Annotated in this window: 13 protein-coding genes; 11 read left to right on the top strand and 2 right to left on the bottom strand. The window is 56.0% G+C overall.

All coding sequences use genetic code 11. The features are described 5' to 3' along the window. Positions 1-9 precede the first annotated feature (9 nt). Positions 10-870: a TIGR01459 family HAD-type hydrolase gene (locus P1U45_RS09975; protein WP_301058923.1), complete on the top strand. Its 861-nt coding sequence runs from the start codon at positions 10-12 to the stop codon at positions 868-870. A gap of 57 nt (positions 871-927) precedes the next feature. On the opposite strand, the gene P1U45_RS09980 is transcribed toward P1U45_RS09975, so the two are convergent. Together P1U45_RS09980 and P1U45_RS09985 are read right to left on the bottom strand one after the other, a co-directional pair. After that, positions 928-1656 (bottom strand): protein phosphatase CheZ, encoded by a 729-nt coding sequence (locus P1U45_RS09980; RefSeq protein ID WP_301058924.1) that lies wholly within the window; start codon positions 1654-1656, stop codon positions 928-930. A 96-nt stretch (positions 1657-1752) separates the two neighbouring features. Further along, complete coding sequence (locus P1U45_RS09985; protein ID WP_022694843.1) at positions 1753-2145, bottom strand: response regulator; 393 nt, start codon at positions 2143-2145, stop codon at positions 1753-1755. A 157-nt stretch (positions 2146-2302) separates the two neighbouring features. Here P1U45_RS09985 and P1U45_RS09990 point away from each other — a divergent pair, with 157 nt between their 5' ends. The 10 genes from P1U45_RS09990 to mutL all read left to right on the top strand — a co-directional run bounded on the left by P1U45_RS09990 (position 2303) and on the right by mutL (position 15109). Next, on the top strand, positions 2303-2689 hold the full coding sequence (locus tag P1U45_RS09990) for a MaoC family dehydratase (RefSeq protein ID WP_293608405.1): 387 nt from the start codon (positions 2303-2305) through the stop codon (positions 2687-2689). Between the two features lie 6 nt (positions 2690-2695). Next, complete coding sequence (gene ribF / locus P1U45_RS09995; RefSeq protein WP_301058925.1) at positions 2696-3670, top strand: riboflavin biosynthesis protein RibF; 975 nt, start codon at positions 2696-2698, stop codon at positions 3668-3670. A 106-nt stretch (positions 3671-3776) separates the two neighbouring features. Next, on the top strand, positions 3777-4565 hold the full coding sequence (locus P1U45_RS10000) for an SDR family oxidoreductase (protein WP_301058926.1): 789 nt from the start codon (positions 3777-3779) through the stop codon (positions 4563-4565). Positions 4566-4627: 62 nt separating this feature from the next. Continuing rightward, positions 4628-5779, top strand: a complete 1152-nt coding sequence (locus tag P1U45_RS10005; RefSeq protein WP_301058927.1) for an AAA family ATPase — start codon at positions 4628-4630, stop codon at positions 5777-5779. A gap of 223 nt (positions 5780-6002) precedes the next feature. Further along, positions 6003-8975 (top strand): isoleucine--tRNA ligase, encoded by a 2973-nt coding sequence (ileS, locus tag P1U45_RS10010; RefSeq protein ID WP_301058928.1) that lies wholly within the window; start codon positions 6003-6005, stop codon positions 8973-8975. Continuing rightward, positions 8968-9582: a signal peptidase II gene (lspA, locus tag P1U45_RS10015; RefSeq protein ID WP_022694851.1), complete on the top strand. Its 615-nt coding sequence runs from the start codon at positions 8968-8970 to the stop codon at positions 9580-9582. The genes ileS and lspA overlap by 8 nt, the downstream gene beginning before the upstream one ends. 53 nt (positions 9583-9635) lie before the next feature. Then, positions 9636-10193: a DUF3035 domain-containing protein gene (locus tag P1U45_RS10020; protein WP_301058929.1), complete on the top strand. Its 558-nt coding sequence runs from the start codon at positions 9636-9638 to the stop codon at positions 10191-10193. 39 nt (positions 10194-10232) lie between these two features. Beyond that, positions 10233-11603, top strand: coding sequence for a pitrilysin family protein (locus tag P1U45_RS10025; protein WP_022694853.1), 1371 nt, complete (start codon positions 10233-10235; stop codon positions 11601-11603). A 1-nt stretch (position 11604) separates the two neighbouring features. Continuing rightward, positions 11605-13062, top strand: a complete 1458-nt coding sequence (locus P1U45_RS10030) for a pitrilysin family protein (RefSeq protein WP_301058930.1) — start codon at positions 11605-11607, stop codon at positions 13060-13062. An 82-nt stretch (positions 13063-13144) separates the two neighbouring features. Then, positions 13145-15109 carry a DNA mismatch repair endonuclease MutL gene (gene mutL, locus P1U45_RS10035; RefSeq protein WP_301058931.1) on the top strand — a complete coding sequence of 655 codons (1965 nt, stop codon included), beginning with the start codon at positions 13145-13147 and terminating at the stop codon, positions 15107-15109. The last annotated feature ends 45 nt before the right edge of the window (positions 15110-15154 follow it).

Genomic DNA, 15154 nt, shown 5'->3' on the forward strand with positions numbered 1-15154 from the left:
GCCTAGGCCATGACAGCACCGCTTTTTCCTGCCGGACTTTCCGAAATTCACGACCGATACGACGCCATTCTCTGTGATGTATGGGGTGTCATTCATAATGGCCGCGAAGCCTTTCATGATGCATGCGATGCGCTTGCCGCCTTCAGGAAAGAGGGCAAGCCCGTCATTCTGGTGACGAATGCCCCGGTTCAGGCCCGCGAGGTTGAAGCACTGTTTCCGGGCTTTGGCGTCCGCCGCGACTGCTATAACGCGATTGCTTCATCAGGAGATGCGACACGTCTGGTGATAGACGAGCGTGCACCGGGGCCAGCGTATCGTCTCGGAACCGATAATTCATGGGAGCGCGATGACACGCTGTTTGTCGGGTCCGGCCTTGAGTTTTCAGAGCCTGAGGATGCCGCATTTATCGTCGCCATGGGTATGCGCGATCAGGCCAATGAACATCCCGAAGACTATCGCGAAGAGCTGCGTCCGCTGGCAAAGCGCGGTCTGGAGATGATCTGTGCCAATCCGGATATTCAGGTGCGTGTTGGCAACACGCTGCAATGGTGTGCCGGTGCAATTGCGCGCATTTATGAAGAAGAGGGCGGCCCTGTTATCTATCCGGGCAAGCCACATGATGCGATTTACGATCTCGCCGAACAGCATCTGGCGCGCCTCGGATTTACAGATATTCCGCGCTCTCGCCTGTTGGCGATTGGCGACGGTCCGATCACGGACATGAAAGGTGCCAACCATCGCGGCATGGACTGTATTTATGTCGGTACTGGGCTCAACCAGTCGGCCAGCAATTTCGAGGCGAGCACGACTGAACTGCTGGAGCGCAGCGGCGTGACAGCGACCTACGCCATGCCGGGGCTCTGCTGGTAATAAAAAACCCGGCCGCATGGACCGGGTTTTCTTAGATTTAGGCGTTTCCTCGAAATTTTAGTCAAACAGGGCGTCGATATCGTCCTGGGAGACCTCTTCGTCTTCGGCGTCATCGCCAGAAAAGAGGGCATCGATATCATCCTGGCCTGCAGGACCTTCCGCAAACATCGCATCAATATCGTCCTGAGCGGTTTCAGGGCCGCCAATGGCCGGGCCATTGAGGAGGAGGTCGCGGCGGCGCTGTTCTTCCGGCGTAATTTCGACTTCGTCTTCGTCCACACCCATCACTTCAGCGAAGCGTGAGATACGGTCTTCGATCTGCTTCAGAGTGTTGACGACCTTAGACACGCGCTGACCGGTGAGATCCTGGAACGAGCAGGCTTCAATGATGACAAGCATCTTGTCCTGAATCTGCATTCCGAAATCTTCGGTGCTGTCGGGATCCATGGCTAGAACGTCTTCCGCCGTCTGCATGATCTTGTCCGTAGCGATTTCTGTATCGGCCACGATCGCTTCCAGCTCTTCGCCAGCGCTAGGGATCCGGTTTGTCTTGATGTCTTTCGGACGAAGATCACCGATTTCGTTGCGGGCTTTCTTGATAAAGCCTGCAATATCAATGAATTCGTCTTTGATTGTTTCATCAAGTGCACTGAAGAAGTGACCCATCGCATCAGTCAGGACGCCCGAAAGTTCGAGAACATCGACCAGCTGGCGATCTTTCACATTCTGGGATTTCAGATGGCTAATCGCCTCCTTCACCCTTAGTGCTGCATCATTCGCACCCATGTTGTTTTCCTTTTTTATTGGCACGTTCCGGTCTGACGAAGCAGGCGGCTCGTGCGCTTATGTCCACATGAGCAGACTGCAAAACGAACTGCGGGATTAGAAATCACCGATTACAGCGGCGATTTTAGACTTCAGCGTAGCAGCGTTGAACGGCTTAACGATGTAGTTGTTCACACCGGCGCGTTTGGCGGCGACAACGTTTTCCGTTTTAGATTCTGCTGTAACCATAATAAATGGCGTCGCTTTGAGACCGTCGTCGGCACGGACTTCGCGGAGAAGTTCGTAGCCAGTCATCGGCTCCATGTTCCAGTCTGAAATAACGAGACCGAATTTCTGGTCAGCGTTTTTCATTTTTTCCAGCGCTTCCTGGCCATCAGCAGCATCTTCGACATTTTCGAAGCCAAGCTGCTTAAGCAGGTTGCGAATAATACGTATCATGGTCTTGTAGTCATCAACTACGAGTACCGGCATAGACAGATCAACAGCCATTCTTTTTTACCCCAGGATCATCCAAATCCAATTTGTTATGTCCTAGGACTAGCGCATTGCCGCAAATAAACGGTAAACCGCGACGGTCAGATTTTTAACGTGGAGTTCAGAGGTGGCAAAATACGAGGGAAAATGTTTCGAAGATCTCGAAATTGGGATGAGTCACGAGACACATCACACGATTTCTGAAGAAGACATCGAGATGTTCGCAACTGTTTCTGGGGACAGAAATCCACTTCACATGGATGAAGAGTTTGCACAGGGCACAATCTTTAAAGGTCGTATTGCGCATGGCGCGCTGACCGCATCCTATATTTCAGGTATTCTTGGTAATGACCTGCCAGGCCCTGGCGCTATCTTTACCGACCTCGCACTTCAGTTCAAACGTCCGGTTCGTATCGGTGACGAAGTGACGGCTCGCGCCGAGGTCTCTGAGATGTTTGAAAAGGGCAATCGCGTCACGCTGAAAGTTCAGTGCATGGTCAACGGCCGCAAGGTTGTTGCGGGCGAAGCCAAGGTCATGGTTCCTAGCCGCGATAAATAATTCCTGATGGCGGTGATCTCAGATTTCAGAAATGTACCGGAAGAGGCACAGGGCGCAGCAGTCGCTCTGGGCAATTTTGATGGTGTGCATGAAGGCCATGTCGCGGTGATCGACAGTGCGGGCGAAATCGCGCGCGCTAAAGATGTACCGCTTGGCGTTCTGATTTTTGAACCACCGCCGCGGATGTATTTTCAGCCGGAAGGTACACCCTTCCGGATCATGACGCCGGAAACACGCCGCGACGCGCTGCGTGAACATGGCGTCGACATCATTTACGAGCTCCCCTTCAATAAAGAGATGTCTCAGATGTCACCTGAGGCTTTCGTGCGCGATGTGCTGGTCGAAGGCCTGAAGCTGAAACACCTCTCTGTCGGGTTTGATTTCCGTTTCGGTCGCGGGCGCGAAGGCGATGTGAACACGCTTGCCACGCTCGCTAAAACCTATGGCTTCTCTTTCTCTGTGCAGGAACGGATTACAGACGGTTTCACCAAGATTTCGTCGACGGCTATCCGCACAGCTCTGCAGGAAGGCAAACCGGAAACGGCGGGCCATTTGCTCGGCCGCTATTGGCGGGCAACGGGCACGGTTGAAATGGGCGAACAACGCGGACGGACAATTTCTTTCTCGACTGCGAATATGCGTCTCGGTGATCTGATCCAGCCAATGCACGGCGTTTATGCTGTCTGGGCGCAGATTGAGGGCGAGGATAAATGGCGCGCGGGTGTCGCTAATTTTGGTCGTACGCCAACGACAGGCCTACGCGATCCGCTTCTCGAAACCCATTTATTCGATTTCGACGAAGAGATTTACGGCAAGCAGATGACTGTCGCGCTCGTCGATTTTCTGCGCCGTGAAAAGAAGTTCGACAGCTTTGAAGCGCTGACCCTGCAGATCGCTGCCGATGCGGCCGATGCCAAGCAAAGCCTGAAAGCCATGTCTGGCGGCTCTCTATCTGTCTCTGCTCTGCCTAAGCCGGAATAATTTCCGCCTTAGATAGCCCTCCTTATATAGAAGGTGTCTGTTCTTCCCCGCTGCGCCGACTTAAAGATAGGCGAGCTAACATAATATCGCTCGCGGGGAGACAATCATGAGCCTGACAGTTCCAAACGTATTCAATGTAAATGGCAAAGTGGCGCTGGTCACAGGCGGCGGCCGCGGCCTCGGTAAATCTATCGCCGAAGGCTTCCTCGCCGCAGGCGCGGCTAAAGTTTATATTGCATCGCGTGACGCTGAGGCGCTTGAAGCGACGGCGAAAGAGCTCTCCCCTGAAGGCAAATGCATCGCCATTCCGGCAAACCTTGCGACGGTTGAGGGCGTGAAAGCGCTGGCAGACGAGATCAAGGCGCGCGAAGACAAGCTGCACATTCTCGTCAACAATTCCGGCGCAGCCTGGGGCGGGCCTCTGACCGGCTTTCCTGAGAAGGGCTGGGACAAGGTCTTCGACCTCAATGTCAAAACGCCTTTCTACCTGACAGGTGAACTGGTCGATCTGATGGATGCGGCTGGCACGCATGAAGATCCTGCACGCCTGATCAATATCGGCTCCATTGCAGGCGAGGTCTGTTCCACGCTCGGCGCATACCCGTATGGCCTTTCTAAAGGCGCAGTGCATCAGTTCACGCAGATGATGGCGCTGGAGTTTGCACCAAAGAACATCACGTCCAACGCCATCGCGCCGGGCCGCTTCCCGTCTAAAATGACCGAATACGTCATGAACGATAAGGAGCGCTATGACGCGGAAGTCGAAGGCATCCCGCTCAAACGCTGGGGACAGGATGAAGATATCGCCGGCACGGCGCTGTTCCTTGCAGGGCCTTCAGGCGCATATATCACTGGCGCTATTATCCCGGTCGATGGCGGTGCGCGTTTGCGATAGTGCCGAACAGAGGCAATCTGTTCGAAGAAATAGTGTCATGATTCTTCTTTAGATTGCCTCATATGCTGATCTCATTTGCCGTTAAAGACTATCGCTCGCTGCGCAATATCCGGCTCCCGCTGGAGCGCCTGAATGTCATTACCGGTCCAAATGGCAGTGGTAAGTCCAGCCTGTATCGTTCGCTCCAGCTTCTGGCGTCAGTCGGGCAGGGGCGGGTGATTAGCGCGCTCGCCAATGAGGGCGGCCTAAACTCCACGATATGGGCTGGTCCTGAATCAATTGCTCAGTCCGTGAAACGCGGTGAGCATGAGCTGGAAGGAACGGTTCGCAAGCAAACCATTTCGCTCAAACTCGGGTTCGCCAGCGAAGATTTCGGCTATGCCATCGATCTTGGCGTGCCGATAGGCGGAGGAACCGTCTTCCTCAGCGATCCTGACATAAAGACTGAAGTTGTCTGGGCGGGGCCGGTTCTGCGCCGCGCTAACGTGCTGGCACAACGAAATGGCCCTCTGGTGACAGCGCTCGGCAGCAGTGGGGAGCGGGTCTCCATCAAGACCGATCTTGCGTCATACGACAGTATGCTGACCTACGCCGCTGACGCTTCAACTACGCCGGAACTTATTGAGCTTCGCGAGCGTATGCGCGGCTGGCGTTTCTATGATCAGCTGCGCACCGACAAATATGCGCCATGTCGGACGCCCCATGTCGGAACGCGTACCTTCGCCCTGGCAGAAGACGGATCAGACCTTGCCGCTGCCATCGCGACGATCCGGGAAATTGGTGATGGTGATGCGTTTGAGCACGCGATTGAAGATGCCTTTCCGGGCAGCCGCGTAGAAATTCTCCAGCAGGGCGGTCTGTTTGACATTGTTCTGAAACAGCCCGGAATGCTGCGCTCACTCCGAACAGCAGAGTTGTCTGATGGCACGCTACGATTTCTTCTGCTGGCAGCTGCCTTGCTCACGCCGCGCCCGCCTCAGCTCATGGTGCTGAACGAGCCGGAAACCAGCTTGCATTCAGAGCTGATACCAGCACTTGGCAGATTGATCCTGAGAGCGTCTGAGGACTGCCAGATGATTGTGGTGAGTCATAATGCCCACCTCGTCGAAATCCTTGCCGGAGAAGGTGGTCAATTATTGGAACTGTCTAAGGATTGGGGCGAAACGCAGGTTGAAGGCGCGGACCCTGTTACCTTCAACTGGCCATCACGCTAAAGGCGCACTTCTGCGACAGACGAACAGTTCAATCTGTCAGGGTTCTTAGGTGACAACCCCGACTAACCCTGCTAACGCATCGCCCATGCAATGCGCCGCTCTGATATATGTCATTCGAATTAGCGGCCCGGCCGTCAGCTGAACCACAGCTCGCGGTCGGGGTATTTGATTTTGCTCCCAATTTTCAAAGAACAACCTGCTGCTGATTGAAGACAACCGAACTATGGCTGATACAGACAACACCTCCGAAGGCGGACGCGATTACCGCGAGACGCTTTTCCTTCCGAAAACCGAATTTCCGATGCGTGCGGGCCTTCCAAAGGCCGAGCCTCAATGGATCGAGAAATGGGATGAGCTGAAGCTTTATGAGCGCCTGCGCGAAGAGAGCAAAGACCGTCCGAAATTCGTCTATCATGACGGCCCTCCATACGCGAACGGCGACATCCACCTTGGCACTGCAATGAACAAGATCCTGAAGGATATTGTCTGCCGCTCTCACCAGATGTCCGGCTATGACGCGGGCTTCATTCCGGGCTGGGACTGCCACGGTCTGCCGATCGAGTGGAAGGTGGAAGAACAGTTCCGCGCCAAAGGCAAAACCAAAGAGCAGGTGACCGGTTCAGAATTTCGCGCGGCATGCCGTGAATATGCTGCGCACTGGATCGACGTCCAGCGCGAGCAGTTCCGTCGTCTCGGCGTGAACGCTGAGTGGTATGAAAAAGACGGTGATCCGAACACCGGTCCATACCTGACCATGCGTTTTGAATCCGAAGCGAAGATCGTTTCTGAATTCCTGACCATCGCAATGTCCGGTCTTCTGTATCGCGGCGCGAAACCGATCATGTGGTCTCCGGTGGAGCAAACCGCGCTCGCCGAAGCCGAGGTCGAGTATCACGACCGCAAGGCGACAACGATCTGGGTGAAATTCCCTGTGGTGACAGGTCCCGAGACAACCTTGAATGCTAGCGTTGTCATTTGGACAACTACTCCTTGGACGATCCCTGCCAACCAGGCGGTCAGTTTCAACCCGAAGATCAGCTATGGTCTCTATGAGGTAAAAGCTGTGATGTCCGAGGAAGAGCTGGGCTTCAAGCCGTTTGCTGAAGTCGGCGACAAATTGATTATGGCTGACAATCTTGCTGCAGACGTGTTCGGCGCGGCTAAAGTGTCTGAATTCAATCGCGTTGAAGATGTGGACCCAGCGCTAATATCAGTAAAACACCCGTTTAATGGTGCCGAATTTGGTGAAGGCTTCTGGGATCATTCTATTCCTTTGCTTGCGGGTGACCACGTAACTGATGATGCGGGTACAGGCTTCGTTCATACCGCGCCTGCGCACGGTGATGATGACTATATTGTCTTCCTGGGATCTGGTCGTACGGCCAAGGAAATCCGCGATATCGTTGATCCGGAAGGTGCTTACCGCCCGGACGTGCCGCGCTTCGCAGGCCTCGATATCATCCGCACATCTGGCAAGAAGCGCGGACAGGACGGCAAAGCTGGCCCTGAAGTGCTGAAAGCCCTTACAGAAGTCGGCGCGCTGCTTGGCCGTGGCATGACCACGCTGCGTGATGCGCACTCATGGCGCTCCAAAGCACCGGTTATCCGCCGTGCGACACCGCAATGGTTCATCGCGATGGATAAAGCCGACCGTGATGGCAAAACCCTGCGCGATAAAGCTCTGGCCGGTATCGACCAGACAGACTTTGTACCTGCTGCTGGCCGCAACCGCATCCGTTCCATGGTGGAAGGTCGCCCGGACTGGCTGATTTCCCGTCAGCGTAACTGGGGTGTGCCGCTTACACTCTTCGTGAATGCCGATGGCGAGCCGCATACGGTTCTGCCGCAAGCCTCTGAAATCAACGGCCGTATCCTCGAAACCATTCGCAATGGTGGCGTCGACGCATGGTTCACCGCTGAGAAAGTCGATCTGCTCGGCCCGGGCGTGAATGTCCATGAGTGGGAGAAGGTGACAGACGTTCTGGACGTCTGGTTCGATTCCGGAACCACACATGCCTTCACCCTGCGCGAGCGCGGCATCATTGATGACGCGACCGGTCAGGCTGACGTGTATCTGGAAGGCTCTGACCAGCACCGTGGCTGGTTCCAGTCTTCGCTTCTGGAAAGCTGCGCCACACGTGGCATCGCGCCATACAAAACGGTCGTCACGCACGGCTTCATCGTGGACGGCGAAGGTCGCAAAATGTCGAAGTCTATCGGCAATACGGTGAACCCGCTCGACGTTGCCCAGAAGAACGGTATCGAAATCCTGCGTCTCTGGACGGCGACGTCTGACTTCACAGAAGACCTTCGTATTTCTGACGAGATCCTGAAGGCGAACGTGGAAAGCTATCGCCGTCTGCGGAATACGTTCCGTTATCTGCTTGGTGCGCTCGACGGCTATTCAGAAGACGAGAACGTACCGCTGGAAGACATGCCGGGTCTGGAGCGCTGGGTGCTTCACCGCATCTCAGAGCTCGATGTTCTGGTGAAGTCTTCCTACGGGAAATTTGACTATAAGCGGATCATGTCTGCGCTGATCAATTTCTGCGGTGTGGACCTGTCTGCGGTTTACTTTGATATCCGTAAGGATGCGCTCTACTGTGATCCGATCAGCTCTACGCGTCGCCGCGCGAATCGCATGGTGATGAACGAGCTGCTCAAGCGCCTTTGCCTCTGGCTGGCGCCGGTTATGCCGTTCACAACTGAAGAAGCGTTCCAGACAAGCCATCTGTCTGGCCTGTCCGACAGTGTGCACCTTCTGACCTTCGAAGATGTGCCTTCAGACTGGAAGAATGATGAACTCGCTGAGAAGTGGGCGAAAATCTTCAAGGTCCGCCGTGTTGTGACGGGCGCGCTGGAAGTTGAGCGCCGCGAAAAGCGTATCGGTTCGTCGCTTGAGGCGGCTCCGGTGGTTCACATTGAAGACGCCGACCTGCTTGGCGCGTTCAATGGCGAAGATGCGGCTGATCTCTTCATCACATCCAAGGCAATTCTGACCGACGCACCAGCGCCTGGCGTCGCCTTCCGCATGGAAGATGTGCCGGGAGTTGCGGTTGTGCCGGGAATGGCCGAAGGTCGCAAATGTGCTCGCAGCTGGAAGTATTTCGATCCTGCCGAAGCGCTGGATGACTTCCCGGATATCACACCGCGTGATGCCGCGGCGGTGATGGAATGGGACCAGTCGAATGGCTAAAATGAATGTATCCCGCGTAGTCTGGGCGATTGCGGTTGCTGGCGTGATCTTTTTTCTCGACCAGCTGACCAAGCACCTTGTGCTGCGCGAGGATGTATTCAATGCGCTGGCGTGCCTCGATCGCACCCAACCTTGTGGCAAGATCGAGATTTCCTCTGTGATGGATTTCTCAATGGTCTGGAACCGCGGTTTCAGCTTTGGCATGGCCCAGTCTGAAGGCTGGGCGCGCTGGGCGCTCGTAGCGCTGCAGTTCGGCGTGTCTGCCCTGTTCCTCGGCTGGCTGCTTCAGGCGAAGCACCGCGTAACCGCACTGTCGCTTGCGATGGTGATAGGCGGCGCGCTGGGCAATGTGATCGACCGCATCCGTTTCGGCGCTGTGGTCGATTTCTTCGACTTTTCAGGGCCATGGTTCGGGATCGAATTTACCCTTCCTGGGTTTATGGCTGGATTGGAAAGCATATTTACGCCAGAGCACCTGCTTGACGGCAGGCTCGGGCTGGGCTTTCCCTATGTGTTCAATATTGCAGATGCAGGGATTACCGTCGGCGCGATTCTGTTGCTCATCGATCAATTCTTACTGAAGCGTCATGATGTAGACGCTAGATGATCGCAAAAATCCGCGCTAGGAAGACGTAAACCGGAATGAAAGAGGCAAGTTCGATGAAATCAAAGGCGTTCGCAGTGTGTGGTGTCGCGATAGCCGCAGTTGGTCTGGCAGGCTGTAGCTCGCTTGGTCAGTCTTCGGGATTTGCCCGCACAACTCCTGACGAGTTCAACGTTGTCACGAAGCCGCCTCTGGTCGTTCCACCGGAATATGCGCTGCGTCCACCGGCTGTTGGTGCTGTTTTACCAGCTGAGCTGCAGAATCAGGGCAATCCGGGCCGCACAATTCTGTTCGGACAGGATCTTGGCCAGGGCGCATCAGAAGGTGAGCGCGCACTTGTGACTGCAGCTGGCGCAGCCGCTGCTGACCCGACTGTCCGCACTCAGGTTGATTTCGAAAGCGCACAAATCATGCGTAAGCCGAACACAATCGTCGGCCAGATCTTTGACTTTGTTCCACTGAACAACACTTCTACAGATGCAGACGGCAATCCGCTGGACGCCGACGCAGAAGCGGCGCGCCTGCGCCAGATTGATTCTGTAAACAGCGCGACCGGCGGTGGCACTGTTGTAATTGAATACGGAGAGGCAGGTTTCAAACTGCCGGGCACTTAGGCCCATTAGACATCATCAGACAGGGAGGCCCCTTACCCGATGCGATTGATCCGTTCACTGGCCCTCGCAGGGGCCTTGTCCTGCGCTGCCCCGATGGCGCTACTTGCGCCGCAGGCTGTCGCTTCAAGCGAAACTGAAGCCTGGGCACCAGAAACCTTCACCCTCGAAAATGGCATGGAAGTCATCGTGCTTCCTGATCACCGTGCGCCTGTTGTGACGCATATGGTGTGGTACCGCGTTGGCGCAGCGGATGAGCTGCCTGGCAAATCCGGTATTGCTCACCTGTTCGAGCACCTCATGTTCAAAGCGACTGACGACATTCCGGCTGGCGAATTTTCCAAAATCGTCGCGCGCAATGGCGGTCAGGACAACGCGTTCACAAGCTGGGACTACACAGCATACTATCAGCGCGTAGCCGTCGATCGTCTCGAGACGATGATGGAAATGGAAGCCGAGCGCATGACCGACCTCATCCTCTCTGAGGATCAGGTTCTGCCAGAACGCGACGTTGTTGTTGAAGAGCGCCGCCAGCGCATTGAGAACAATCCGGGCGCGATCCTGTTCGAAATGATGATGGATGAGCTGTTTGAAGGCCACCCATACGAAATTCCGATCATCGGCTATATGGACGAAGTCACACAGCTGACCCTTCAGGACGCGAACGACTTCTACGGCTATTGGTATGGTCCGCAGAACGCCATTCTCGTCGTCGCAGGTGACATCACAGCTGCAGAGCTGCGTCCGCTTGCCGAAGACATTTATGGTTCAATCGAGCCGACAGCCGATCTGGAAGAGCGCGTCTGGCCGGAAGTCCAGCCACTCGCTGAGTCCATGACGCTCACACACTCTGACCCGAAAGTACGTCAGGAAGAGTGGGACCAGTACTGGCAGTCCACGTCTTACAGCGTGAACACAGAAACGCTTGAGCCGCACGCGCTTGATCTTGCTGCGCAAATCCTTGGCGGTGGCCGCACAAGCCGTCTCTATCAGGAGCTGGTAGAAGAGCAGGGCGTTGCTGTCAGCGCATATGCATTCAGCTGGACTGATCTGCGTGCAACCGGCCTGTTTGGCATGGGTGCGTCGCCTGCAATGGGCGTTGACCTTGAAACGGTTTCCGAAGCGGCACACGCAGTTCTGGCTGATTTCATTGAGAACGGCCCAACTGAAGAAGAACTGGCGCGTGCTCAATCCAGCATGATCGCTAGCTCCATCTTCCAGCGCGACAACCAGGCCAGCATGGCTCAGCTTTACGGTAGCGCTGCAGCGCGTGGTGATGACCTTGATCGCATCGCGACATGGCCGCAGGAAATCGAGTCTGTGACACCAGAAATGGTTCGCGAAGCGCTTGCGCGTTACATCGCTGACCAACCGTCTATTCAAACCCAGTTGCTGGTTCCGGAGGAAAGCTAACATGAATTTGAAACTGCTTTCTCTTGGCGTTGCGGGTGCAGCGCTTCTGTCAGCCTGTGCAACAAGCACGCCTGTAAACGAGCCGGCTCCGGTTTCTGTCGCGACACCGCCTCCGGTTGTTGAGACAGTTGAAGAAGAAGCCAAAACGGGTCTTTCCAACATTCAGGTTGTTGAAGCCTCCGGTGGGTATTCTGCATGGCTGGTCAGCGAACCGGCTATTCCGATCGTGTCCATCAACATGGCATGGAGCGGCGGTGAAACGTCTGACCCTGAGGGGCTGACGGGTGCAACCGGCCTCATGACCTATATGATGAACGAAGGTGCGGGTGAACTCGACTCCAATGCGTATGCAACGCGTATGGAAGAGCTGAACATGTCCTTCGGGTGTACGTCTGGCGATGACTGGACGTCTTGTTCCATGTCTACCCTGTCTGAAAACTTCGAAGAAGCGATGGATATGGTCCGCATGGGCCTGACAGAGACACGCTTTGATGCGGCGCCGTTTGAGCGTTCCATCGAAGAAACTCTGATCGCCCTTCAGCGCGCTGAAACCAATCCGGGCACACTCGCGCGTCGCGCGCTCTACGAGACCATCTATCCTGAAGGTCACCCGTATGCGCGCTATGCGACACCGGACACAGTTCAGGCTGTAACCGTCGACGATCTGCGCACGCAGCGTGACAACATCATGGTTCAGGACACGCTTCTGATCACGGCTGTTGGCGACATTTCAGAAGAGCGTCTTCTGGCCGCTATGGAATCAACGTTCGCAGGTCTGCCGGAGAGCGGTACGACTGCAGTTGTTGAGGATGTTGTTCTTCTGGATGCGCCTGCAGAGCCGGTCGTACGTGATCTGCCTCAGCCGCAGTCTCTGGTCGCCTTCACAGCGCCAGGCGTTGACCGCGATGATCCGGACTTCTTCGCGGCTTATGTTGCGAACTACATCCTTGGCGGCGGCGGTTTCTCTGCCCGTCTCATGGATGAAATCCGTGAGAAGCGCGGTCTGACTTACGGCATCTACACCTCTCTGTCGTCTCAGGATCACCTGTCTCGCTGGAGCGGGTCGTCCCAGACGATGAACGAACGTGCTGGCGAACTGATCGGTCGTACACAGGCTGAACTTTACCGCCTCGCGACGGAAGGTCCGACAGAAGCTGAACTCGAAGATGCGAAGTCCTATCTGACGGGTGCATATCCGCTCGGCTTTGACTCCAATGCGAAGATTGCCGGCCAGATGATGGGCGTGCGTCAGGACGAGCTGGGCATCGACTATTTTGAGCGCCGCAATGAGCTCGTGAACGCTGTGACAATTGAAGAAGTCCGCAGCGTGGCAGCAGAATATCTGATGCCTGAAAACTTCACGTTTGTCGTTGTCGGTCAGCCGGAAGAACTCGATATGATTGGTGAGTACTTCCAGGACTCACTGGCACCGTCTGCTGAAGAAGAAGCTGCTGAATAGCCCTGATTTCGGCTGAAACAGCTGTTAACAGTCTACGGCCTGCCCATATCGGGCGGGCCGTATTTCTTTTAAACTAGCCGCTATGCCTGATGATTCGTCCCTCCATACGCCAGAACAATCCCGCCTGAACCGCGCTGGCGGAATCCGCCTGCTGCCACCTGATGCGGTAAACCGGATCGCGGCTGGTGAAGTGGTGGAACGCCCCGCTGCGGCCATCAAGGAACTCGTTGAGAACGCACTCGATGCGGGCGCACGCCATATTTCCATTGAAGCCGAGGAAGGTGGATGTACTTTCTTCCGCGTGAGCGATGACGGCTGCGGTATGGACGCAGACGAGCTAACGCTCGCTGTGGAGCGCCATGCCACATCCAAATTGCTCTCCGACGAAAATGGCCGGGTCGACCTTCTCAATATCTCGACGCTTGGCTTTCGCGGCGAGGCTTTGCCGTCCATTGGCTCGGTTGCCCGTATGACGCTGCTCTCGCGCTCTGAAAGCTCGGACGATGCGTTCGAACTGAAAGTCGAAGCAGGCCGCAAGAGCGATCCGAAACCTGCCGCCTGGAAAGGGCTTCTCCCGCACGGTACGAGCATAACGGTTGAAGACCTTTTCTACGCCACGCCTGCGCGCCTGAAGTTCATGAAGTCCTCGCGCGCCGAAGCGATGGCCGTCTCTGACACCTGTCGCCGGCTTGCCATGTCGCGCGCGGATGTCGGCTTCGAGCTCACGCAGAACGGACGCTCTGTCTTTCGGCTGAAGGCGGAGGGCGGAACTCCGGAAGAATCCCGTCTGGCCCGTCTCGGGGCCATTATGGGCCGTGAGTTTCGTGAAAACGCGATGCAGATCGACGCTGAGAAAGAAGGCGTCCGCATTTCCGGTTTTGCAGGCCTGCCGACCCTCAATCGCGGTAATAACCAGCATCAATATCTCTTCGTGAACGGTCGTCCGGTGAAGGATAAACTGCTCACCGGCGTTATCCGCGCGGCGTATCAGGACTTCCTTGCCCGTGACCGTCACCCGATGGCGGCTCTGTTCGTTGATCTTGATCCCGAAGCCGTGGATGTGAACGTGCACCCGGCGAAGACCGAAGTGCGCTTTCGTGATGCCGGTCTGGTGCGCGGCCTGTTGATCGGAGCGCTCCGTCACGCGCTGGCAGATGCTGGTCACCGTGCGTCCACAACAGTAGCAGGTCAGGCGCTCGGCAAAGTGAATGTCGAGCAGGAACGCCCGACGGCGAGCCTGTGGCGTGCCTCCAGCTTGCATGCCGAACCGGCTCAGCGTCCGGTCATGCCGCAACGCCCTTGGGGCGGCGATTTCGAGCCGCAACCGGTTCAGCCGGACCCGTCGGTCAATTTCCGCTCTGATGCACCTGTCCCTATGCCCGAAGGCTTTCGTGAACCTGCGCGGACCATGGACGATCCGATGTCCGTCCGTGTCGAGCAGGACAGGTCTGCGCCAGAGGTTGAAGCACTGCCACTTGGCCTTGCCAAAGCCCAGCTGCACGAAACCTATGTGATCGCGCAGACCAAAGACGGTATCGTTATCGTCGATCAGCACGCAGCTCATGAGCGCCTCGTTTATGAGCGCATGAAGGCCGATATGGCCGAGAGCGGCGTGAAGCGTCAGGCGTTGCTTATCCCCGAGGTTGTCGAGCTCTCCGAAGATGAGGCAGAACGTGTGCTGTCGCGCGCGCCAGAGCTTGAGGCGATGGGCCTTGAGATCGAACCCTTTGGCGGCGGCGCGATTTGTGTGCGGGCCACGCCAGCACTGTTCGGCAATATGAATGTCCACGGTCTGATACAGGATCTGGCCGATGACTTCGTTGAGTATGATGCCGGCCTCTCGCTGAAGGAGCGTTTTGAAGAGGTGATGGGCAATATGGCCTGTCGCGGGTCCGTCCGGGCAGGGCGCAGACTGACTTCTGAAGAAATGAACTCCCTTCTTCGTCAAATGGAAGCGACACCGTATTCCGGTCAGTGCAATCACGGGCGTCCGACCTATGTGGAACTCAAGCTCGCCGACATTGAACGCCTGTTCGGGCGACGCTGACGCGAAGCGAGATTGCTTGATCTTGGACCGGCAAGCTCGTATCGC

The sequence above is a fragment of the Ponticaulis sp. genome, from assembly GCF_029210165.1.
Classification (GTDB): domain Bacteria; phylum Pseudomonadota; class Alphaproteobacteria; order Caulobacterales; family Hyphomonadaceae; genus Ponticaulis.